The sequence below is a fragment of the Streptomyces sp. NPDC012769 genome (genome assembly GCF_042901205.1).
Lineage (GTDB): Bacteria > Actinomycetota > Actinomycetes > Streptomycetales > Streptomycetaceae > Streptomyces.
In genome coordinates this window covers 181,697-202,911 of sequence record NZ_JBIBCP010000005.1, presented here as the reverse complement: position 1 = coordinate 202,911, position 21,215 = coordinate 181,697, and the positions used below count along the sequence as shown (strand labels likewise).

Here is a 21,215-nt window from a genome sequence, read left to right as displayed (position 1 = left end):
GGCGTGCGGCCGGGCGGCAATCCAGAGCGGACAGGCCGGTTGGCACTCGTATACTCGGGCGAGCTCAACGAGGGGGAGGTGGGGACAGTGAAGCTTGCCGAGGCACTGGCGGAACGCGCGGCGGCGACGCGCCGGGTGGAACAGCTGCGAGAGCGCGTCGTCAGCAGCGCGCGGTACCAGGAGGGCGAGACGCCCGCCGAGGACGCGGCTCAGCTGTTGGCCGAGGCCGGTGAGGTGCTGGACACGCTGGAATCGTTGATCCAGCGGATCAACCGCACCAACGCCAGCGTGGAGATGGAGCCGGACGGGACGCTCACCGAGGCCCTCGCCCGCCGGGACGTCCTGCGGCTGCGGCACGCCGTGGTCACCGCCGCTGCGGACGCGGCGGCGGGCAAGGGCGAGCGCGGATACGGCCGGCAGCTTCGGTCCGAGTTGCTGATGCTGGCCGCGCTCCCGGTCGCGGAACTGCGCGGCCAGGCGGATGCGCTCGCCCGGGAGATCCGCGAGATCGATGTGCGCATCCAGCGCACGAACTGGGAGGTCGACCTGCTGGACTGAGCAGTCCAGCAGATCGGGACGATGTGGAGCAGGTAGCTGCTTCGGAGGCGTGCACACACCGAGGGCCGGCGGTTTTCCGGCCCACACCTGGCGCGTGAAGAGCAACGCAGGGGTTCGACTCCCCATCAACAGTGCAGCTCAGCACGGTGTACAGGTAAAGGTGCACATCGCACGGCACATCACCACGTGCAGATCCGAGGCGGCGAGGGCGGGTTCGGGGCTTTCCACACCGCAACACCTTGAGGGGATGGCGCCGCGCCGTTCCCTGACCGCTTCTCTGAGAACGAGCGATCGCAGGTTCCCCGGAGGACCCTCGCCCATGAACGACGGCAGTCCTGTCAGCGACGATCCCACCGACCTGGCGACCGAGGCGTTCGTCGCCCATCGCAATCTGCTGTTCACGGTCGCCTACGAGATGCTCGGGTCGGCGGCCGACGCGGAGGACGTCCTCCAGGAGACCTGGCTGCGATGGATCACCGTCGATCTGGAGCAGGTCGGTGATCAACGGGCGTATCTGGTCAGGATGACGACCCGGCAGGCCCTCAACCGGATGCGCGCGATGAAGCGGCGCAAGGAGGCGTACGTCGGGCAGTGGCTGCCCGAGCCGCTGATCACCTCGCCGGACGTGGCCGAGCACGTCGAGCTCGCCGAGAGCGTGTCGATGGCGATGATGCTCGTCCTCGAAACGCTGTCACCGACCGAGCGGGCCGTCTTCGTGCTGCGTGAGGCCTTCGACGTCGACTACGACGAGATCGCCGCCGCCGTCGGCAAGAGCCCCGCGGCCGTCCGCCAGATCGCCCACCGCGCCCGTCGGCACGTCGACGCCCGCCGCCCCCGCCAGACGGTCGCCCGGAGCGTGGCCGACGCGGCCCTGGAGTCCTTCCGGCGGGCCATCGAGTCCGGCGACCCACAGGGGCTGCTCGACGTGCTCGCCCCGCACGTCGTTCTCGTGAGCGACGGCGGTGGCTTCAAGCAGGCCTCGCCGCGGCCGGTCGCCGGGGCCGACAAGGTGGCCCGCTTCATGCTCGGTGGCCTGAACAGGGCCAGGACCAGGACCATGATCCGGATCGATCTGACTCCCACCCTGGTCAACGGCAGCCCCGCGCTGCTCGTCCGCATGGACGGCGAGGTCGACGGCGTCCTGGCGATCGAGGTCGAGGACACCCGCATCACCGGCCTCTACTACGTCCGCAACCCCGAGAAGCTGAGCCGTGTCGGCTCCGAGACTCCGCTCAGCCGCGGATGAACGGCGATGATGACCGCATGACCTCATCCTTCGAAGCCCTGTTGCCCAGCACCGCACGGGCGCTGCTCCACCGGATCGCCGTCGCACAGACCGAGGGTCGCTCACCCTCCTTCGCCGCCGGTGTGGTGCGCGAGGGGCGGACGGTCTGGTTCGGGTCCCGCAGCTGTGTCGACGGGCACGACCCGGATGCCGAGACGCAGTTCCGGATCGGCTCGATCACCAAGGTCTTCACCGCCGTCCTGGTGATGCGACTGAGGGACGAGGGGCTCCTCGCGCTCGACGACCCGCTGGAGAAGCACCTCAAGGGGACCGGCGTCGGCGAGGTGACGATCGCTCAACTCCTCGGTCACAGTGCCGGTCTGGCCGCGGAGACGCCGTCACCGTGGTGGGAGCGCACTCCGGGTGCGACGCGGCCGGAGCTGGCCGACGTGCTGGGGGAGCGGCCGATGGTGCACCCGGCCGGGCGTCTCCACCACTACTCCAACCCCGGCTACACGCTGCTGGGTTCGCTCGTCGAGGCCGTTCGCGGGGTGTCCTGGGCGGACGCGCTGCGCACCGGGATCCTGGAGCCGCTGGGCCTGAACCGGACGACCGTCCAGCCGGTCGCGCCGCACGCCGGTGGCTGGGCGGTGCACCCGTGGGCCGATGTGATGATGCCCGAACCGGCGGAGGACCTGGGGCTCATGGCGCCGGCCGGACAGCTCTGGTCGACGGTCGGCGACCTCTGCCGCTTCGCCGCGTTCCTGGCGGAGGGGGACGAGCGGGTGCTCTGCAGGGCTTCGGTGGAGGAGATGCGGACGCCCGCGGTGCCGCCCGCGGCCGGTGACGGGCAGGGAGGCTACGGTCTCGGGATCCAACTGCTGCGCAGCGGGGACCGGACGCTCGTCGGACACACGGGGTCGCTGCCGGGCTTCGTCGCCTGCCTCTGGGTGAGCGTCGAGGACGGAGTGGCCGCGGTGGCACTCGCCAACGCCACCTCCGGCCCCCTCACGTCCGTCGTGGCCGCCGATCTCGTGCGGATCGTGGCGGAGGCCGAGCCGCGTATTCCGGAGCCGTGGAGGCCCCTTCCCGAGGCCGAGGTGGACGAGGAGCTGCTCGCGCTCACCGGCCCCTGGTACTGGGGCACCTACGCGTACGGGCTCCGGCTCGGCGCCGGGCGCGGGGTGACTCTGGAGCCGCTGCGGGGCGCCGGGCGGCGGGCGACCTTCCGGGCCTTGCCCGAGGGCGGCTGGATCGGCCTCGACGGCTACTACCAGGGGGAGACGCTGCGGGTGGTGCGGCGGCCGGACGGCACGGTGAGCCATCTGGACCTGGGTTCCTTCGTCTTCACCCGTGAGCCTTACGAGCAGGGGGACGCCGTGCCCGGTGGTGTGGACGAGGCGGGCTGGCGCGGCCTCTGACCGGCTCGCCCTCGGGTGACGGAGTGCGACGTTTCACGTGAAACATCGCGCTCCGTCACCAGGATCGACCGCGGTCGACGGGGACCGGCCCGAACCGACCGGGTCCGACGAGGTCAGAGGACCAGCTTGAATCCCACGTGCGAGGGCTCGAAGCCGAGCCGCTCGTAGAACCGGTGGGCGTCGGTGCGAGTCGCGTCCGAGGTCAGCTGTACCAGTCGGCAGCCCTGCGTACGGGATTCCTCGACGGCCCATTCGATGAGCCGGGTGCCGAGCCCGCTGCCGCGCTCGTCCGTGTGGACGCGGACGCCCTCGATGATCGAGCGGGTGGTGCCCCGGCGGGACAGCCCGGGGATCAGGGTCAGCTGAAGCGTGCCGACGACCTTGCCCGCGCGGTCGGCGACGACCAGATGCTGGTTCGGATCCGGGTCGAGCCGCTCGAAGGCGGCGATGTACGGCGTGAGGTCGTCGGGGGACTCCCGCTGTGCGCCCAGGGGGTCGTCGGCGAGCATCGCGACGATCGCGGGAAGGTCTGCCCGCTCGGCGGGCCGGATCTCAAGATCGCTCATGGTGGGGAGGGTACGCCCCGCCCCGGTTGCCTAGACGGGCGTGCCGAGACCTTCGACGACGCGGACGAGCGGAGCCAGCTCAGGGTTCATGGCCGCCTCGTCGAGCGCCTCGCGCAGGGCGGAGTCATTGGTGGGGCGGGCCTCGTCGAGCAGCTTCTGGCCGGCCTCGGTGACATCGGTGTAGATGCCGCGCCGGTCAGTGGCGCACAGATACCGGGTGAGCAGACCGCGGTCCTCGAGGCGAGTGACGAGGCGGGTGGTCGCACTCTGACTGAGTACGACGGCGTCGGCGACCTGCTTCATCTGGAGGTGCCCGCCGGGACCGTCGTGCTGGCGGCTGAGGACGTCGAGGAGGGAGAACTCACGGACGCTCAGACCGTGCCGGGACTCCAGGGCGCGCTCGATGTGTGCCTCGATCCTGCCGTGCAGCAGGGAGAGGGCGCACCAGCCCTGGGAGAGGGCGGTCAGGGCGGGGTCCGTCGCCGTCATGGTCATTCCTCGCTTCCTCGGTCTCGCCTCGGTCCGGAGCGGCTTCCCACCAGCGTAGACGATGAAGCGCAAAAGTCGGCGTGCGCAATTAATTCCGGCCTGACGGCAAGACCCTTCAGCCTGCGGCGACGGTCAGCGGCGCGAACCGGCGGCTCCAGTCGCCCGGGAGGTCCGGCAAGGAGCGGATCATGAGGGCGTTGGTGGCGATCCGGTCGAGGCCGTTCGCCTTGAGCCAGGTCACCAGCGAGGTGTGGCGGACGTCGACGTCCGTGCGCAGCGGTCGGTCGGTGGCAGCGGCGAGCGAGGCGACCAGTGCCTGCGCCGTGCCGGGGTCCGGGGCGATCAGCGGGCCGATGACATGGGTGTCCATGTTGGGCCAGAGGGCGGCGAAGCCGGTGATCACGCCGTCCTGTTCGGCGACCCGCAGATGGTCGGCGAAGGCGGGAAGGCGGGTGATGAGGTGGGTGCGGTCGGCCCCGAAGATCTCGTGGTCGAGGCGCAGGACGTGCTGGAGGTCCTCCGCGGTCGCGGGCCGAACCGTGCGGTCGGGAGCCGGCTCGTTCGGCGTGAAACGGCCCTTGAGCATCTCCGCCCGGCCGGCCGAGGTGAAGCCCAGCTGTTCGTAGAGCGGCCGGCCGTTGCTCGTGGCGTACAGGCTGAGCGGAGTGTCCCCGGCCTCCGCGAGCACATGCCGCATCAGCCGGCGTCCCACGCCCTGCCGGGCATACGCCTCGGCGACGAGCACCATGCCGATGGCCGCCATGTCGGGCCCGTACGACGTGACCACGCAGGCCGTGACCAGTCCCTTGCCCGAGGGATCGTCGATGCCGTAACCCACGCCCGCCGTGAGCAGCAGCCCCCACTTGTGCTCCTCGCGCAGCCATCCCCGGTTCTCGGAGAGATCGGCGCAGGCCAGGAGGTCGTCGGAGGTGAGGCGTCGGATCGGAAGCAGATCGAGCGGAGGGTGCGAGAGGGGCATGGTGATCAGGCTGTCCGACCGGGCGAGCGCGCGTCCAGCGCTTTACCGGAAGTCGCTTTGCGGGAGGTCGCCGAGCTCCTCGTTCCCCGGGGCGCGGGCGACTCCCGCCGACGGCGGCCGCGCTTGGTCGGTCCCCAGGGCTTGAGCACCGAGACCGCCGTCATGAAGAGGTAGGCGGTCGTCGACACCGCCGGAGCCCCGATCAGACTGCTGTCCGGGACCCCGGCCGCCGCCGCGTGCGCGATCTCGGGACGGAGCGCGAAGATCGTTGCGGTCGCTGTGGCCAGCGTGATCCAGAACTTGATCCAGACCCAGCGATGCCGGGCGAGACCCCAGGGAGTGCCCAGGGAGAGCACCAGGCCGCTGCCGAAGGTCACCAGCGCCACCGGGGCCAGGAGCCAGTCCGCGAACACCTTCATGGCGCGGTAGGACGCCTGCGTCAGGGAGAGGTCCTGGGTGGTGTAGGCGGCGATGCCGAGGGCCAGCAGGCCCAGACTGAGGCCCAGCCAGGCCACGGAGACCGCCACATGGACCACGAGAAGCGCCCGACGTACGGGCCGCTGGAAATGTTTCACGTGAAACACCGTGCCGAACACCCGTTGCCTTCCGCGTCTGACCGCGGGAGTAACCGGCCGTACTAGCCTCGGCGTACATGACGACCCTCGACAGCGGACGCAGACTGCACCTCTTCGATCTCGACGGCACCCTGATCCGTGGCTCGGCCGCCGCGGTGGAGATCTCCCGGCAGCTCGGACTGAGCCGGGAGATCCAGAAGCTGGAGCAGGACTTCCTGCTGCGCGGGCTCACCCCGGACGAGTTCGCGGTACGGGCCCATGAACTCTGGGCCGGGCTCACCGAGGAGCAGGTGACGGCGGCCTTCGAGGGGGCTCCCTGGCTCACCGGTATCCGGGAGGTGTGGGCGGAGATCCGGGCCGAGGGGGGTCACTGCGCGGTCATCTCCCTTTCGCCGGACTTCTTCGTCGAACGGCTCCTGGAATGGGGTGCGGACGCGGCCCACGGCTCCCGCTGGCCCGCCGTGCCCTTCACCGAGCCCATCCACCGGCCCGGCATCCTCAACGCCTCGGCCAAGGTGCGGATCGCCGGCGAGCTCTGCGCGCGCTTCGGAGTCGAGCCGGCCGACTGCGTGGCCTACGGCGACTCCATGTCCGACGCGGAGCTCTTCGCCATCGTTCCCGAGACCGTGGCCGTGAACGCGGACCACCATCTGGCCCATCTCGCGCGGCACCGCTACTCCGGAGCCGATCTGCGCGAGGCCTATGCGCTGGTCCGAAAGAGCGCAGCCTAGCCGTACGCGAGGGGCGAATGGCCGGGAATCCCGCTTTCTGCCCGTTCTCGCCACCGGACTGCCATCCTGCGAACACGGAGGCCGACTGCGGGGAGGCAAGGACATGAAGGATGCTCCGGCTGCGGCCATGGACGCGCTGCCTCGAATACCGGCCGCACTGCCGGTCGAGGAGGAAGCGCCGGTCGAGGAGGAACCGTCGATCGAAGAGGAACCGTCGATCGAAGAGGCCGAGCCCCGGCCCTCGGCCGACGCGGTCCTGATCCGCCGCACCCTGGCGGAGATCGCCCCCGTGGCCGACCGGGTGACCTCGTACTTCTACGCCCTGCTCTTCACCCACCGCCCCGAGCTGCGGGCGATGTTCCCCGCCGCCATGGACACCCAGCGCGACCGGCTCCTCAAGGCGCTGCTCACGGCGGCCGAGCACCTCGACAACACCCCGGTGCTCACCGAGTACCTCCAGAACCTCGGTCGCGGACACCGCAAGTACGGCACCCGGCCCGACCAGTACCCGGCGGTCGGCGAGGCCCTGATCGGCGCGCTCGAGCGGTACGCCGTCTCCACCTGGGCCGAGGACACCCAGGCGGCCTGGGTCCGGACGTACACGACGATCTCGCAGATCATGATCGACGCCGCCGCCGAGAACGAGCGCCACGCGCCGGCCTGGTGGCAGGCCGAGGTGGTCTCGCACGATCTGCGGACCTCCGACATCGCCGTGATCACGCTCCGGCCCGACCAGCCCTATCCGTTCCTCGCCGGGCAGTACACGACCCTGGAGACGCCGTGGTGGCCGCGGATATGGCGGCACTACTCCTTCGCCTCCGCGCCTCGGCCGGACGGACTGCTCTCCCTGCACGTCAAGGCCGTCCCGGCGGGCTGGGTCTCCAACGCCCTGGTCCATCGCGCCCGCCCCGGGGACGTACTGCGGCTCGGACCGCCCGCCGGTTCGATGACCGTGGACCATTCCACGGACAACGGCCTGCTCTGTCTCGGGGGTGGTACGGGCATCGCGCCGATCAAGGCGCTGGTCGAGGACGTCGCGGAGCACGGGGACCGGCGGCCCGTCGAGGTGTTCTACGGCGCCCGCAGCGGTCACGACCTCTATGACATCGACACGATGATGCGGCTCCAGCAGACCTTCCCGTGGCTCGCCGTCCGCCCGGTCACCGAGAAGGAGGGACGGCTCCCCGACGCCGTACGCCGGTACGGGCCGTGGGCCGAGTACGACGCCTATCTCTCGGGACCCCTCGGCATGATCCGCAGCGGGGTCGACGCCCTGAAGGGCGCCGGCATCCCCACCGACCGGATCCGCCACGACTATCTGGGCGAGCTGGCCGTCCCGGCCTGATCCGAAGACAGGCCGGCCCTAGCCCAGATCCGGGGCGTGCATCGCGCGGACGCCCTCGATGTTGCCGTCCAGGTAGTGGCGCAGCGAGAGCGGGACGAGGTGGACGGCGGCGATCCCGACCCGGCTGAAGGGCACCCGCACGATCTCGTACTCGCCCTGGGGCTCGTCGACCTCGGGGCCGTGCCGCTGCGCGGGATCCATCGATTCGAGGCGGCAGACGAAGAAGTGCTGCACCTTCACGCCGGAGACGCCGCCGTCGACGATGTGCTCGACGGTGTCGACGAAACAGGGCACCACGTCGACGATCTTGGCGCCGAGTTCCTCGTGGACCTCGCGGTGCAGCGCTTCGACGACGGTCGCGTCGGTGGGTTCGACCCCGCCGCCGGGGGTCACCCAGTAGGGGTCCATGCCGGGCTTGGTGCGCTTGATGAGGATCAGGTCGTCCCCGTCGAGCAGGATGGCGCGTGCGGTGCGCTTGACCACTGGTCGTTCGGTCATGGGAAGAAAATGGCCGCTCCCCGGTGTCCTGAAACGCGCGGTGTCCCGAAACTCACCAGTCCCCCGCGGACCGCAGGAGCCGATCGTGGGCCCGCGCGATGTGCGGGAGGGCGAGGGTGCCGGTGCGGACGACGAGGAAGTAGGTGCGCAGCGGCGGCACCGGCGGGTCGAGCAGCGCCACGAGCCGCCCCCGCTCCAGGTCGCCCTCGCACAGATAGCGGGGCAGCACGGCGAGACCCGCGCCGGAGGCGGCGGACTCCAGGACGGCCCGCAGGTCGGGAGCGATCACGGTCGCCGCGGCGGCCGGCTTGGTCTCGAAGACGGCGGCCCAGTAGCGGGCGACGAAGGGCAGGGACTCGTGCACCTCGACCACGGGCAGCTGCTCCAGGACGACCGCGCCCTTGCTCAGCAACACGCCGGGGGAGAGCCGGGCGGCCCAGCGCGGGGCCGCGACCAGGACGTGCTCCTCGTCGCAGAGCGGGGTGGCGGCGAACAGACCGCCGCGGGGGCGGGCGGTGGCGACGGCCAGGTCGTGGTGCCCCGCGGCGAGACCGTCGAGGGTGTCCTCCGCGTTGTCCAGGAGGGAGGCGCGGACCGCAAGACCCTGGGCGACCAACGGGGTCAGGGCGGGCAGCACCCGCGCGGAGGTGAACTCGGGCGGTCCGGCGATGTGCAGGGTGCGCACCCCGCTCTGCTCGTCCAGGCCGGTCTCGGCGATCTCGACGAGCGCGTCCAGGTGCGGGCCCGCGCGGTGGGCGAGTTCGTCGCCGATGGTGGTGGGCGTGACCCCGCGGGCCCTTCTGAGGAAGAGGGGCCGGCCGAGTTGGCGCTCCAGGGTGCGGATCTGGCTGGTGACAGCCGGCTGGGAGAGGCCGAGCAGCGCGGCGGCGCGGGTGAAGGAGCCGGCCCGGTGCACCGTGACGAACGTGCGCAGCAGGGTCAGATCCATGTCCGCCCCCTCCCGGCCGGTGCGGCCGGCCGTTCGACTCAGGCGGTCCGCTGACGTCGCCTCAGGACCGTCCAACTATAAATAAGTCGATAGGCCGCTGTCGCTACCGTGATTGGACACTGACGCAGAGTCAACTAGCCTAGTTCAGAGGGGTCTCCGCGTGTTGATCCGTGGTGGACCAGGGGCGTTCCGAGCCACGAGGGGGGAGGTTCGGAACGCCCCTTTCCTCAGCGCGCGGCCTTGTCGAGGGCGTTCAGGACGTCCGCGACCAAGTCGTCCGGATCCTCCGCGCCCACCGAGAAGCGGACGAAGCCTTCCGGCACCGCGTCCCCGCCCCAGCGTCCGCGCCGCTCGGCCGTGGACCGCACCCCGCCGAAGCTGGTCGCGTCGTCGACCAGTCGCAGCGCGTCCAGGAAGCGGTCGGCCCACTCCCGGTCCGGCAGGACGAAGGACACCACGGAACCGAACCGCCGCATCTGCCGGGCCGCCACCTCGTGCGAGGGGTCCCCGGGCAGCCCCGGATACCGCAGCCCGGTCACGTCCCGGTGTCCGGCGAGCGCCTCGGCGAGCGCGAGCGCGGTGGCGCACTGGCGGTCGATCCGCAACGCCAGGGTGGCGAGCGAGCGGTGGGCGAGCCAGGCCTCCATCGGACCGGGGATCGCGCCGACGATCTTGCGCCAGCGCCGCACCTCGGCGGCCCGCTCCGGATCACGGCAGCTGACGTGGCCGAGCAGGATGTCACCGTGCCCGGTCATTCCCTTGGTGTCGCTGGCCACGGAGAAGTCGGCGCCCAGGTGGAGGGGCCGCTGGCCGAGCGGTGTGGCCAGGGTGTTGTCGACGGCGACGAGGGCTCCGGCCTCGCGGGCCGCGGCCACCATGCGGCGCACGTCGCACACGTCGAGCCCCGGGTTGGACGGGGTCTCGAGCCACAGCAGCCTCGCCCCGTCCAGGACGGACAGCTGGGCGTCCCCTCCGGTCGGCGCGGTGCGGACCTCGATCCCGTACGCCCGCAGCTGCTCGTGCAGCAGTGGCAGCGCCTGGTAGCCGTCGTCGGGGAGCACGACGGCGTCGCCGCTCCTGAGCTGGGAGAACAGGACGGCCGAGATGGCGGCCATGCCGGAGGCGAAGACCAGCGTCTCGACACCGCTCTCCCCCGGCGCCTCCAGTTCGCCGATCGCGCGTTCCAGATGGGTCCAGGTGGGGTTCTCGTCACGGCCGTACGTGTACGGGCCGGTCGGCTCCCCGGGCAGGTGGAAGTGCGCCGCGAAGACCGGGCCCGGCAGGGTCGGCTCGTACTTCACGGGCTCGGGCAGTCCGGCCCTGACCGCCCGCGTGCCGTCCCCGAGCGCGCGCGGCTCCCCGGCGCTCGTGCCGCCGCCGGTACCGCTCCTCGTGTTCATGTCGCTCATGCCGTCTGCTCCTGGACCTCTTCCCGGGCCTCTTCCCGGATGTGTGCCCGGACCGCTGCGAGCAGTCCCTCGCTCGCCGACTCCACCATCTCCAGGCACTCCTCGAAGCCGTCGCGGCCGCCGTAGTAGGGGTCGGGGACGTCGAGGTCGGCGCCCGCCCCGGGGTCGTAGGAGCGCAGCAGCCGTATCTTCGCGGCGTCCTCGGGCGTGGGCGCGAGCCGCCGCAGTGCGCGCAGATGGCCCTCGTCGAGGGCGATCACCAGCTCGAGTCCGGAGAACCAGGAGGCGCGGAACTGCCGTGCGGTGTGCTCCGACTCGTATCCGTGGTCGCCCAGGACGGCGACCGTACGGGGATCCGCGCCGTCGCCCTCGTGCCAGCCGCCGGTGCCGGCGCTGTCCACCGCCACGGCGTCGGCCAGACCGGCCTCCGCCACGCGGGCGCGGAAGACGTGCTCGGCCATCGGCGAGCGGCAGATGTTGCCCGTACAGACGAAACAGACGCGGTACGTCATGGCCGGCCCTCAGTCGCCGTCGGGCAGGACGACGTTCAGCGCCCACGAGACGACGGAGATGATCAGGGCGCCGAGCACGGCGGTCCAGAAGCCCTCCACGTGGAAGCTGAGGTCGAGCTTGTCGGCCAGCCAGGAGGTCAGCAGCAGCATCAGCGCGTTGACGACCAGGGTGATCAGACCGAGGGTCAGGACGAAGAGCGGGAACGTGAGCAGCTTCACGACCGGCTTCACCAGGAAGTTCACCAGGCCGAAAACAAGGGCGACCAGGATCAGGGTCCAGGCCTTCTTGCCGGTGCTGTCACCGGTCAGTGTGATGTCCTGGAGCAGCCAGATGGCGACACCCAGGGCGCCCGCGTTCGCGAGCGTCTTGACGACGAAATTCTTCATGTGTCAGATCGTGGCAGACATGATCTGGCCAAGGGCAGGGGCGGACGAGCGATGAAGGCATTCCGACTGGACGAGCTGGAAGCGGAGCGGGCGGCCAATGACGGCGCCTACCTCCAGTTCCTGCGGGAGCGCAATATGTCGGTCGGCCTGTACGCGCTCGACGCGGGCCAGTTGGACCCGCAAGCGCCGCACGGGCAGGACGAGGTGTACTTCGTGGTGAGCGGCCGGGCCGCGATCACGGTGGGGACGGAGACGACCCAGGTGGCGCGGGGCAGCGTGGTCTATGTGCCGGCCGGGGTGCCGCACAAGTTCCACCACATCACGGAGGACCTGCGGGTGATGGTGGTGTTCTCGCCGCCGGAGGCCTGAGCCCGGAGGCCCGAGCTCTGAGGCCTGTCTTCCGCACCGGGACCCCTTAGGGGGCGGATCAGGGAAGAGCGGGGGCCGCGAGGCCCCCGCCGGCTTGGTCCGCGCCCCTAGCATCGAGGGTGTCCGGCGCACAGCGTGCCGGCGTCCATCGGAGATGAGGTACGCGCAATGGCGGTGAAGGAGATTCTCGCGGGGATGCCGTGGTGGGTGAAGTGGGTCGCCATACCCCTCATCGCCCTGGTCGTGTTCGGCGGTCTGATCACCAGCGTGCTGACCTTCGTGGTCGGCCTGCTCTTCAAGCTGCTGGTCTTCGTGGCCCTGGTCGGCGGTCTCGTCTACGTGGTCCGGAAGTTCACGTCCTCGTCGACCTCGCGGGGGGACTGGTAGCCCGTAGCACTGGTTACCCGTCGGTATGAAGTCCTCGCCGGGCATTAGCCCGGCCGAGCGAACGCTCAGGTTGAAACCGACAATGGCCCTCAGACCTGCCATTAGAGTGGAAAAGCTCTGCCGCCCCGGGAGCCACAGGCGAAGACCTTCGGTGTCGACCTGCGTGATCGTGTCTGTCCCCGGACGGGTCCGCCACCGGGCCCACCGGTCCCAGGTCGCGGTGGGCGCGCGGGGGCGGCCCCCGCGGGCGGGTGCGACGCACTCGTCGACACGCCTGGGGGTGACCTTTGGCCACTGCTTCGCAGTCCGCTGCTCCTACGCTGATCGGCTCGGTGCAGAGGGCGCTGAGACTGCTCGAGGCCGTGGGCTCCCACGAGGAGGGGGCACCCGCGAAACAGCTCGCGCGAGAGGCGGGGCTTCCGCTTCCCACCGCGTACCACCTGCTGCGCACCCTGACGCACGAGGGTTATCTGCGTCGCGAGAAGGGTGTGTTCGTCTTCGGGGACGCCGCCGGCCGTCTGATGGGCGGCGGCGTTCTGCAGAATCGTCGCACCAAGATCGAAGACTCTCTCGCCCACTGGCGGGACGCCATCGGTGTCCCCGTCTACTTCGCGATCTACCGCGAGGGCGAGATCGAGCTCGTCGCCGTCGCCGACACTCCTTCCGCCCCCGCCGTCGAGGAATGGGCGGACTTCCGGGAGACCGGGCACGCGCACGCCATCGGGCAGTGCCTGCTGAGTCAACTTGATCTGAAAAGTCGTCAAGACCACCTCGACCGGCATCCGGTGGAGGCCATCACCCCGTATACGGTGCGTAATCGCCGTGCCCTTTTGGACCGTTTGGGCGGTATGGGGCGAATGGAACCCCTGGTGGAGCGCCAGGAATATGCGCTCGGCACGGTCTGTGCCGCCATCCCCATCACCGCGGGGTCCACGGCGGCCGCGATGGCGATTTCCGTCCCCCTTCACCAGGAAGAACGGTTGCTGCCAGCGATCGAGCAGCTACAGAACGAGATCGGAAGACTCTTCAGTTCGCTCGCGTTCTCTATCAGTATCTGAAAAATCACTCCTTGTGATCTGATAGCGCGTGCAGCACGATGGCGTCAAGAGGGCCATGGGGGATCATTCCTGGCCGTTTCGACCACAGCTTTCAGCAGCGTGTTCACACAACTGCTCCATCTACTGCGGGGTACAAGATGCGAGAGACGGTTCAGGCCGAGGTCCTGATGAGCTTCCTCGTCTCCGAGGAGCTCTCCTTCAGGATCCCGGTGGAACTGCGATACGAGACCCGCGATCCCTATGCGGTGCGGATGACCTTCCACCTTCCCGGAGACGCGCCCGTCACCTGGGCATTCGGCAGGGAACTGCTGGTCGACGGGATCAACCGGCCCAGCGGGGACGGCGATGTGCACATCGCTCCGACCGATCCCGAAGGGCTGTCGGACGTGATGATCCGGCTCCAGGTCGGCAGCGACCGCGCCCTGTTCCGGGCGAGCGCGCCACCGTTGGTCGCCTTCCTCGACCGTACGGACAAGCTCGTTCCGCTCGGTCAGGAACGGACACTCGGCGACTTCGAGGACAACCTGGAGGCCGCACTCGGTCGCATCCTGGCGGAGGAGAACGCCGGCTGAGGCGACGCGGCCCGCACGGAGCGCCGACGGCCTCGAACCCGACGGCCTCCCACCCGACGGCGTCACAGGCGCCGGGTCACTTGGCCCGGCGCCGCCGTCCGCCCCGGCCCGACCGCTGGCCCCCGGCCCCCGGCCGCTGCTCGGCGGCGCCCGGCCGGTCGGCCGAGACGACCAGCGCCGCCAGGCCGGTGGTCACGGGGACGGAGGCGACCAGACCGATCGAGCCGATCAGGGTGCGCACGATCTCCTCCGCGACCAGTTCGCTGTTGGCCACCGTTCCCACGCTGCTCTGCGCGATCGAGAACAGCAGCAGCAGCGGCAGCGCCGCACCCGCGTACGCCAGGACCAGGGTGTTCACCACCGAGGCGATGTGGTCGCGGCCGATCCGGATCCCGGCCCGGTACAGCGCCCGCGGGCCCATCTTCGGATCGGCCTGGTGCAGTTCCCAGACCGCCGAGGTCTGGGTCACCGTCACGTCGTCCAGCACGCCGAGCGAACCGATGATCACGCCGGCGAGCAGCAGACCGGACATGTCGATGTCCGGGTAGAGCCCGTGGATGAGACCGGTGTTGTCGTCCGTGTTGCCGCTCAACGAAGCCCAGCCGATGAACAGCGAGCCGAGCAGGCCGATGAGCAGCAGCGAGACCAGCGTCCCGAGCACCGCGACCGAGGTGCGGGCGGAGAGCCCGTGACACATGTAGAGCGCGATCAGCATGATCGCGCTGGACCCGACGACGGCCACCACCAAGGGGTTCGAGCCCTGGAGGATCGCCGGCAGGATGAAGAGGGTCAGCACCAGGAAGCTCACTGCCAGCGCGATCAGCGCCATCACCCCGCGCAGCCGGCCGACGACCACGACGGCGAGCGCGAAGATGCCGGCCAGCAGGCCGATCGGCAGTTTCCGGTTCACGTCCGTGACGGAGTACTGCAGGTCGCGCGGCGCGTCCGGGGCGTACGCCACCACCACGCCCTGCCCCTCGTGGAGTTGCCGTGGAGCGTCCGGCTGGACGATCTCGGTGAACTTCCGGCCCTTGTCCGGCCCGGTGGTGACCTCGACGGTCGCCTTCTCGCACTGGCCCTGCTGGGCGTTGACCGCCTCGCGGCCCTGGGAGGTGGAGGTGTCCCCGGTCGGTGGGACCTGCGCGGCGTTCACGTCCTTGCAGTCGACCTGTTCGACGGCGACGACCTTGCCCTGTTCGGTCTGCCGGTCGAAGCCCACCCCGGTGCGCTCGTGCGCCGGGGTGCCGCCCGGCCACAACACCAGGAGCCCGACGACCACGGCGGTGGCGAAGGGGATCAGGACCGCGGCGATGACCTTGCGCAGATGCCGGGACACCGGCGCGGCGGGGCCGTGACTGTGCGCATGGGAATGCCCGTGGCCGGACCCATGAACAGGTCCATGGCCAGGTCCATGACCGGGCTCGTGCCCGTGCTCGTGGCCGTGCGGTTCGGGGGTCTGCTGCGAGGAGGTCACCGACCGATCATCGCAAGAACGTCAGGGCCCCCACTGTTCAGCACGCCAGTGATGACGCTAGCGTGGTGACACCTTTGCACACGCGGGAGCTCGGAGCACCGGGCTGAGAGGGCGCTGACGACCAGCTGCGCCGACCGCCGAACCTGTTACCGGGTAATGCCGGCGTAGGGAGATAGGTCTCATGACCATTCAGGACGCACGCACGCCTGCCTCCAGCCAGGACGAACAGAGCGGCAGCGGCCGACAGGAGCGCACGCCGGGCTGGCACAAGGGATACGTCGAGGGTTCCCGCCCCGACCTCCGGGTGCCGGTCCGTCAGGTGCACCTCACCAACGGCAAGGACGTGACGCTGTACGACACGTCCGGTCCGTACACCGACCCGACCATCGACACCGACGTACGGCGCGGACTGCCGCCGCTGCGCGAGAACTGGATCATCGCGCGCGGTGACACCGAGGAGTACCCGGGCCGCCCGGTCCGGCCCGAGGACGACGGCATCAAGCACACCTCGCCGCGCGGCGGCGGGCTGAAGAACCTCGACGCGGTCTTCCCGGGCCGTCCCCGGCTGCCCCGCCGGGGCCGCGACGGCCAGGCCGTCACGCAGCTCGCGTACGCCCGCCGCGGGGAGATCACCCCGGAGATGGAGTACGTCGCGATCCGCGAGAACGTCTCCCCCGAGGTCGTACGGGAGGAGATCGCGGCGGGCCGCGCGGTGCTGCCGGCGAACGTCAACCACCCGGAGATCGAGCCGATGATCATCGGCAAGCGGTTCCTGGTGAAGGTCAACGCCAACATCGGCAACTCCGCGGTCACCTCCTCCATCGAGGAGGAGGTGGAGAAGATGACCTGGGCCACCAAGTGGGGCGCCGACACGGTCATGGACCTCTCCACCGGCCGCAACATCCACACCACGCGCGAGTGGGTGCTGCGCAACTCCCCCGTGCCGATCGGCACCGTGCCGCTCTACCAGGCCTTGGAGAAGGTCGACGGCAAGGCCGAGGAGCTGACCTGGGAGATCTACAAGGACACGGTCATCGAGCAGGCCGAGCAGGGCGTGGACTACATGACCGTCCACGCCGGCGTGCTGCTGCCGTACGTGCCGCTGACCGCCCGCCGCAAGACCGGCATCGTCTCGCGCGGCGGCTCGATCATGGCCGCCTGGTGCCTCGCGCACCACAAGGAGAACTTCCTCTACACGAACTTCGAGGAGCTCTGCGAGATCCTGGCGGCGTACGACGTCACGTACTCGCTCGGCGACGGCCTGCGGCCCGGCTCGATCGCGGACGCCAACGACGAGGCGCAGTTCGCGGAGCTGCGCACGCTCGGCGAGCTGAACACGATCGCCAAGCGCCACAACGTGCAGACGATGATCGAGGGCCCGGGCCACGTCCCGATGCACAAGATCAAGGAGAACATCGACCTCCAGCAGGAGATCTGCGAGGAGGCGCCGTTCTACACGCTCGGCCCGCTCACCACGGACGTCGCTCCCGCGTACGACCACATCACCTCGGGCATCGGCGCGGCGATGATCGCCTGGTGGGGCACGGCGATGCTCTGCTACGTGACGCCCAAGGAGCACCTGGGCCTGCCGAACAAGGACGACGTGAAGACGGGCGTCATCACCTACAAGATCGCGGCCCACGCGGCGGACCTGGCCAAGGGCCACCCGGGGGCGCAGGAGTGGGACGACGCCCTCTCGGACGCGCGGTTCGAGTTCCGCTGGGAGGACCAGTTCAACCTGGCCCTCGACCCGGACACGGCCCGTGAGTTCCACGACGAGACGCTGCCGGCGGAGCCCGCGAAGACGGCGCACTTCTGCTCGATGTGCGGCCCGAAGTTCTGCTCGATGAAGATCTCCCAGGACATCCGCCGCGAGCACGGCGGCGACCTGAAGGCGGACGAGATCGAGCAGGGCATGGCCGAGAAGTCGGCCGAGTTCGCGGCGGCCGGCAACCGGGTCTACCTGCCGATGGCGGAGTAGCCCGAGACCGCCGCTCCGTACGGCGCCGGCCCGCGACCCCGGGGGAGTCGCGGGCCGGTCCGCCGTCTCCGGCCGAAAGACCGTGGGGGAGGGCGGTGCCCGGTGGTCACTGCGAACGGGTCTCGGGTGGGCCGAAGTCCGGGCCGGTGAAGTCCGGGCTCGTGTAGGTGGGGCGGGGGGCCGGGGCGCCCTCGTTGGGGCTGGTGAAGTCGGGACCGCTGTAGCCGACCTTGGGGATGCGGCCGGACGGGGGCGGGGACTGCTTCGGAATCGGCGGGGCGGCGGACGCCGAGGCCAGCGCGTCGCGGAGGAAGGGGAGGATGCCGCGGTCCAGGAGCGCCCGGCACCAGGCCTCCTTCGCGCGCGACAGCTCGTCGTCGGGGGTCGGGGCGGGGACCTGGGTGGCGCTGTTGCGCAGCGCGGTCATGAGCAGGCCGACGGCGGCGAAGAGGAGACCGGCCGCGCCGACGGCGCCGAAGAAGAGGCCCGCGGTGAGCAGGGTGTCGGCGAACGCGGGCGGCGGGTCCAGCATCTTCAGGACCGCCCCGACCAGCAGGAAGATGACCGCCGCCGCGCCCGCGAGGATCGGGGCGAGAACGGTGACGACGGCGACCGCGCCCGCGCCGGCCGAGTCGCCCAGCATCGCGCCCGTACCGGGAGCCGTCGAGCGGACCTGCTCGCGGACCTTCACGAAGTGGTCGTACTCGACCGCGGCGGGAGCCGTGATCAGCGCCGTCGCGTTCAGCGCCATGGAGCGCAGCTGGGCGGTGGTGAGCCGCTGCCCGACGCCGGCCAGATCCGGATGGTCGGGCGCGTTGCGCAGTGCGTCGTCGAGGACCCGCTCGAACTCGGCGCGGTCCTCGGTCAGCAGGTGCGGAGCCACGTTCATGTGCATCCCCCGATGCTCCGTAGGGGCCGGAACCGGCCGTCGGGAACGGCGGGTCGGGCGGAAACGGAGGAGAGCCTGCTACGGATGAGCCGATGGTATTGCGCCGACGGCACGCGGAGACAGGGTGTTTCGGGAAATCGACTTCCCCGGATGCGGAGTGTTATGCGTCAGGCGGGCAGCGGGAGTTGGACGACCAGCAGCTTTCCGGCCATGGTCACTCCCCCGTCCATCGCGATGGCCAAGCCGTCCGCGTAGACGTGCGGCCCGTCGACGACCGGGCGTTCGCCCTCTTCGCCGTCCTCCGTGCCGACCTGGCCGAGGAGGTACGGGATGGGGCTGTGGCCGTGGACGATCCGGCGCCCGCCGTAGGTGCCGAGCAGCTCCTGCACCGCCTGCGGTCCGGCGGCCTCGTCGCGGAAGGCGAAGCGCTTGGTGAACTTCCGGAAGAGGTCCCAGACCTGATCGGCGTCGTTGCGGGTGAGGATCTCGTGGACCTTGTCGTTGACGTCCTCGATGGTGCTTCCGTACTCCAGGTACGCGGTGGTGTCGGAGTGCAGGAGGAGGTGACCGTCCTCCTCCACCACGGCGTCGAGCCGGGACATCCACTGGAGGTGGACGTCCTGGAGGCGGTCCATGTCGTGCTTCTGGCCGCCGTTGAGCAGCCAGGCGGCCTGGAAGGTGGCGGTCCCGGCGCCGGAGCTCACCGGGGTGTCGCCGAAGCGCTTGGCTCCGATGAGGAGCAGCTCGTGGTTGCCCATGAGGGCCTTGCAGTAGCCGCCGGCCGCGGCGGCCTCGGCGGACAGGCGCATCACGAGGTCGATCACGCCGATGCCGTCGGGGCCGCGGTCGGTGAAGTCGCCGAGGAACCACAGACGGGCGTTGCCGGCCGACCAGACGCCCTTCTCGTCGATGAGGCCCTGGGCGTGCAGCGCCTGGAGGAGCTCGTCGAGATAGCCGTGGACGTCGCCCACGACGTAGAGCGGGCCGCGGCCGTCGGCCGGGGCGGGGGCGGCGGCCGGCTGGGTCACGGGGGTGACCTGGACCTGGACCGTGTCGCCCCGGTTGATGACCGGGAGGTCGCGCTCGGTCGGGGTGTAGCCCTCGGGCGGCTCGTCGTCGGGGAAGGCGTTGCCGGGGTGTCCGCCGGCGCCGAACGGCTCGGTCCGTCCGCCGAGCCGGAGCGTGGCGTCGGCGGGCACCGGCGCGGGCGCCGGCGCAGGGGCGGCCGCGGGCGCCGGCGTGGGCGCGGGCAGTGGCTCGACCGCGTGCCCCTGGACGGGCACGCGGGCGTAGGGAGGTACACGGAAGTCGCGCAACGTCGCTGTGCGGACCACGGGTTCCTGCCCGTCCCCCTGTGTCATCGACCCCTCCACCACCGTCGCGATGCCCTGCACATCGCGGACCGGCCTGGTCGTGGTGGTCCGCGGTGTCGTCCGCCCATCATAGGAATGAGGGTCCTCCTGTGTGACGCACCAGGGGTGGTGAATCCGGGTCCACTCCGGGTTCACCGGTTGTTTCGCCCGAATTGGGAAGGTCCAGGCCAGGGGAGGGACCGGGCCACCCCGAGGTTTGCGCCCGTCCCCTCCCCTGAAGGAACCCGATGAAGGACCTGGGTCAGGTCCCGATCCGGTCCCGCCGGACCCGATCCCTCCCCCTCCGTGGGATCGGACTCCGTGGCATCGGCCTCTGGGGGATCAGTCCTTCGAGGGAGAGCGGGGCGGGCTCACCGTGGTGCGCGGCGACCGCCGCTGTGAGGAGGTGCGGACGATCAGCTCCGTCGGTATCACCTGCTCGACCGGGCCGTCCGTCTCGATGCCCTCGATGGCGTCGATGAGGAGCTGGACGACGGCGGTGCCGATCCGGCGGGGCTTGAGCGAGAGCGTCGTGATGGGCGGTTCGGTGTTGGCGTAGACGGTGGACTCGCTGCAGCAGACGAGCAGCAGGTCGTCCGGCACCCGCAGCCCGTAGCGGCGGGCGGCCGCGAGCAGGTCGGTGCCGTTGGGGTCGAAGAGGCCGTAGACGGCGTCGGGGCGGTCCGGGCGGGCGAGCAGCCGGTCGGCCGCGACGGCGCCCGCGCACGGGTCGTGCGCCGGATAGGCCTCGTAGACGGGGTCCTGGCCGACCCGCTCGCACCAGTTGAGGTACGCGGTGGTGGAGAGCCGGGTGTAGGTGTCGGTGGTGGTGCCGGTGAGCAGGCCGATCCTGCGGGCGCCGGCGGCGGCGAGGTGGTCGAGCAGGTCGAGGACGGCGGCCTCGTGGTCGTTGTCGACCCACGCGGTGACCGGCAGGGTGCCGGCCGGGCGGCCGTCGGAGACGACGGGAAGCCCTTGGCGGACGAGTTCGGTGACGACGGGGTCGTGGTCGGAGGGGTCGATGACGACGGTGCCGTCGAGGGCGACGTTCGACCAGACGTCGTGACGGGAGGTGGCGGGGAGGATGACCAGGGCGTAGCCGCGCGCGAGCGCGGCCGATGTGGCGGCTCTGGCCATCTCCGCGAAGTACGCGAATTCGGTGAAGGTGAAAGGTTCATCCCCGTACGTGGTCACGGTCAGGCCGATGAGGCCCGACTTGCCGGTACGGAGGGTGCGGGCCGCCGCGGAAGGACGGTAGCCCAGTCGGTCTGCGACCTCGCGGACGTGACGGCGGGTGGCGTCCGGGAGCCGGCCCTTGCCGTTGAGCGCGTCGGAGACAGTCGTGATGGAGACTCCGGCGGCGGCGGCCACGTCCCGGATGCCCGCTCGGCCCTGCCGGCTTCCCCGGGTCTGTGCCCGGCTCACCTGGTGCTTCCCTGCTGCTGTCATGGCGAGCCGATAGTAGGGCGACGGAGGTGGGTCGGGCCGG

General features: G+C 70.6%; 23 protein-coding genes and 1 riboswitch. Of the genes, 10 read left to right on the top strand and 13 right to left on the bottom strand.

The genetic code is table 11. From position 1 onward, the window contains the following. The first annotated feature begins 87 nt into the window (after window positions 1-87). From ACFY7C_RS26120 to ACFY7C_RS26110, 3 genes are all read left to right on the top strand, one after another. Window positions 88-558 carry a DIP1984 family protein gene (locus ACFY7C_RS26120; protein WP_389654836.1) on the top strand — a complete coding sequence of 157 codons (471 nt, stop codon included), beginning with the start codon at window positions 88-90 and terminating at the stop codon, window positions 556-558. A 319-nt stretch (window positions 559-877) separates the two neighbouring features. Then, on the top strand, window positions 878-1,804 hold the full coding sequence (locus tag ACFY7C_RS26115) for an RNA polymerase sigma-70 factor (RefSeq protein ID WP_389654834.1): 927 nt from the start codon (window positions 878-880) through the stop codon (window positions 1,802-1,804). 17 nt (window positions 1,805-1,821) lie between these two features. Beyond that, window positions 1,822-3,204, top strand: coding sequence for a serine hydrolase domain-containing protein (locus tag ACFY7C_RS26110; protein WP_389654832.1), 1,383 nt, complete (start codon window positions 1,822-1,824; stop codon window positions 3,202-3,204). A 113-nt stretch (window positions 3,205-3,317) separates the two neighbouring features. Here the strand turns inward: ACFY7C_RS26110 and ACFY7C_RS26105 are convergent, their stop codons facing one another. The 4 genes from ACFY7C_RS26105 to ACFY7C_RS26090 form a co-directional block, all read right to left on the bottom strand. Beyond that, window positions 3,318-3,770 (bottom strand): GNAT family N-acetyltransferase, encoded by a 453-nt coding sequence (locus ACFY7C_RS26105; protein WP_389654830.1) that lies wholly within the window; start codon window positions 3,768-3,770, stop codon window positions 3,318-3,320. Window positions 3,771-3,800: 30 nt separating this feature from the next. Then, window positions 3,801-4,259 carry a MarR family winged helix-turn-helix transcriptional regulator gene (locus ACFY7C_RS26100; RefSeq protein ID WP_389654828.1) on the bottom strand — a complete coding sequence of 153 codons (459 nt, stop codon included), beginning with the start codon at window positions 4,257-4,259 and terminating at the stop codon, window positions 3,801-3,803. A 115-nt stretch (window positions 4,260-4,374) separates the two neighbouring features. Next, window positions 4,375-5,238, bottom strand: a complete 864-nt coding sequence (locus ACFY7C_RS26095; RefSeq protein ID WP_389654826.1) for a GNAT family N-acetyltransferase — start codon at window positions 5,236-5,238, stop codon at window positions 4,375-4,377. Between the two features lie 5 nt (window positions 5,239-5,243). Further along, window positions 5,244-5,813, bottom strand: a complete 570-nt coding sequence (locus ACFY7C_RS26090) for a DUF2269 domain-containing protein (protein ID WP_389654824.1) — start codon at window positions 5,811-5,813, stop codon at window positions 5,244-5,246. A 77-nt stretch (window positions 5,814-5,890) separates the two neighbouring features. On the opposite strand from ACFY7C_RS26090, the gene ACFY7C_RS26085 reads away from it, so the two are divergent. Continuing rightward, window positions 5,891-6,544: an HAD family hydrolase gene (locus ACFY7C_RS26085; protein ID WP_389654822.1), complete on the top strand. Its 654-nt coding sequence runs from the start codon at window positions 5,891-5,893 to the stop codon at window positions 6,542-6,544. 103 nt (window positions 6,545-6,647) lie between these two features. Beyond that, window positions 6,648-7,889, top strand: coding sequence for a globin domain-containing protein (locus tag ACFY7C_RS26080; RefSeq protein WP_389654820.1), 1,242 nt, complete (start codon window positions 6,648-6,650; stop codon window positions 7,887-7,889). A gap of 18 nt (window positions 7,890-7,907) precedes the next feature. Here ACFY7C_RS26080 and ACFY7C_RS26075 read toward each other — a convergent pair whose 3' ends face one another. The 5 genes from ACFY7C_RS26075 to ACFY7C_RS26055 all read right to left on the bottom strand — a co-directional run bounded on the left by ACFY7C_RS26075 (window position 7,908) and on the right by ACFY7C_RS26055 (window position 11,644). Beyond that, a complete protein-coding gene (locus tag ACFY7C_RS26075) occupies window positions 7,908-8,387 on the bottom strand; it encodes an NUDIX domain-containing protein (protein WP_389654818.1) in 480 nt (159 codons plus the stop codon). A gap of 52 nt (window positions 8,388-8,439) precedes the next feature. Continuing rightward, the gene (locus tag ACFY7C_RS26070; protein WP_389654816.1) at window positions 8,440-9,336 is read right to left on the bottom strand and encodes a LysR family transcriptional regulator; all 897 of its coding nucleotides are present in this window, start codon (window positions 9,334-9,336) and stop codon (window positions 8,440-8,442) included. 227 nt (window positions 9,337-9,563) lie between these two features. Further along, window positions 9,564-10,745, bottom strand: a complete 1,182-nt coding sequence (locus tag ACFY7C_RS26065) for a cystathionine gamma-lyase (protein ID WP_389654814.1) — start codon at window positions 10,743-10,745, stop codon at window positions 9,564-9,566. Beyond that, entirely contained in the window at window positions 10,742-11,257 is a 516-nt protein-coding gene (locus ACFY7C_RS26060) for a low molecular weight protein-tyrosine-phosphatase (protein ID WP_389654812.1), read from the bottom strand. The genes ACFY7C_RS26065 and ACFY7C_RS26060 overlap by 4 nt, the downstream gene beginning before the upstream one ends. Window positions 11,258-11,266: 9 nt before the next feature. Continuing rightward, a complete protein-coding gene (locus tag ACFY7C_RS26055) occupies window positions 11,267-11,644 on the bottom strand; it encodes a phage holin family protein (protein ID WP_389654810.1) in 378 nt (125 codons plus the stop codon). Window positions 11,645-11,695: 51 nt separating this feature from the next. Here ACFY7C_RS26055 and ACFY7C_RS26050 point away from each other — a divergent pair, with 51 nt between their 5' ends. The 4 genes from ACFY7C_RS26050 to ACFY7C_RS26035 all read left to right on the top strand — a co-directional run bounded on the left by ACFY7C_RS26050 (window position 11,696) and on the right by ACFY7C_RS26035 (window position 14,030). Next, complete coding sequence (locus tag ACFY7C_RS26050) at window positions 11,696-12,013, top strand: cupin domain-containing protein (RefSeq protein ID WP_389654808.1); 318 nt, start codon at window positions 11,696-11,698, stop codon at window positions 12,011-12,013. Window positions 12,014-12,181: 168 nt separating this feature from the next. Beyond that, window positions 12,182-12,400: a DUF5326 family protein gene (locus ACFY7C_RS26045; protein WP_389654806.1), complete on the top strand. Its 219-nt coding sequence runs from the start codon at window positions 12,182-12,184 to the stop codon at window positions 12,398-12,400. A 287-nt stretch (window positions 12,401-12,687) separates the two neighbouring features. Continuing rightward, the gene (locus ACFY7C_RS26040) at window positions 12,688-13,458 is read left to right on the top strand and encodes an IclR family transcriptional regulator (RefSeq protein ID WP_389654804.1); all 771 of its coding nucleotides are present in this window, start codon (window positions 12,688-12,690) and stop codon (window positions 13,456-13,458) included. 137 nt (window positions 13,459-13,595) lie between these two features. Beyond that, complete coding sequence (locus ACFY7C_RS26035) at window positions 13,596-14,030, top strand: SsgA family sporulation/cell division regulator (protein WP_389654802.1); 435 nt, start codon at window positions 13,596-13,598, stop codon at window positions 14,028-14,030. 76 nt (window positions 14,031-14,106) lie between these two features. Here ACFY7C_RS26035 and ACFY7C_RS26030 read toward each other — a convergent pair whose 3' ends face one another. Further along, window positions 14,107-15,504: a YibE/F family protein gene (locus tag ACFY7C_RS26030; protein ID WP_389654800.1), complete on the bottom strand. Its 1,398-nt coding sequence runs from the start codon at window positions 15,502-15,504 to the stop codon at window positions 14,107-14,109. Window positions 15,505-15,576: 72 nt separating this feature from the next. Continuing rightward, a riboswitch (TPP riboswitch) is annotated at window positions 15,577-15,692 on the top strand. Here ACFY7C_RS26030 and thiC point away from each other — a divergent pair. Further along, window positions 15,686-17,485 carry a phosphomethylpyrimidine synthase ThiC gene (gene thiC, locus ACFY7C_RS26025; RefSeq protein WP_389654798.1) on the top strand — a complete coding sequence of 600 codons (1,800 nt, stop codon included), beginning with the start codon at window positions 15,686-15,688 and terminating at the stop codon, window positions 17,483-17,485. Its footprint overlaps the riboswitch before it by 7 nt. Window positions 17,486-17,591: 106 nt before the next feature. On the opposite strand, the gene ACFY7C_RS26020 is transcribed toward thiC, so the two are convergent. The 3 genes from ACFY7C_RS26020 to ACFY7C_RS26010 form a co-directional block, all read right to left on the bottom strand. Then, complete coding sequence (locus tag ACFY7C_RS26020; protein WP_389654796.1) at window positions 17,592-18,380, bottom strand: hypothetical protein; 789 nt, start codon at window positions 18,378-18,380, stop codon at window positions 17,592-17,594. 161 nt (window positions 18,381-18,541) lie between these two features. Continuing rightward, entirely contained in the window at window positions 18,542-19,735 is a 1,194-nt protein-coding gene (locus ACFY7C_RS26015) for a metallophosphoesterase (RefSeq protein WP_389654794.1), read from the bottom strand. 333 nt (window positions 19,736-20,068) lie between these two features. Continuing rightward, entirely contained in the window at window positions 20,069-21,175 is a 1,107-nt protein-coding gene (locus ACFY7C_RS26010) for a LacI family DNA-binding transcriptional regulator (protein ID WP_046908646.1), read from the bottom strand. Between the last annotated feature and the right edge of the window lie 40 nt (window positions 21,176-21,215).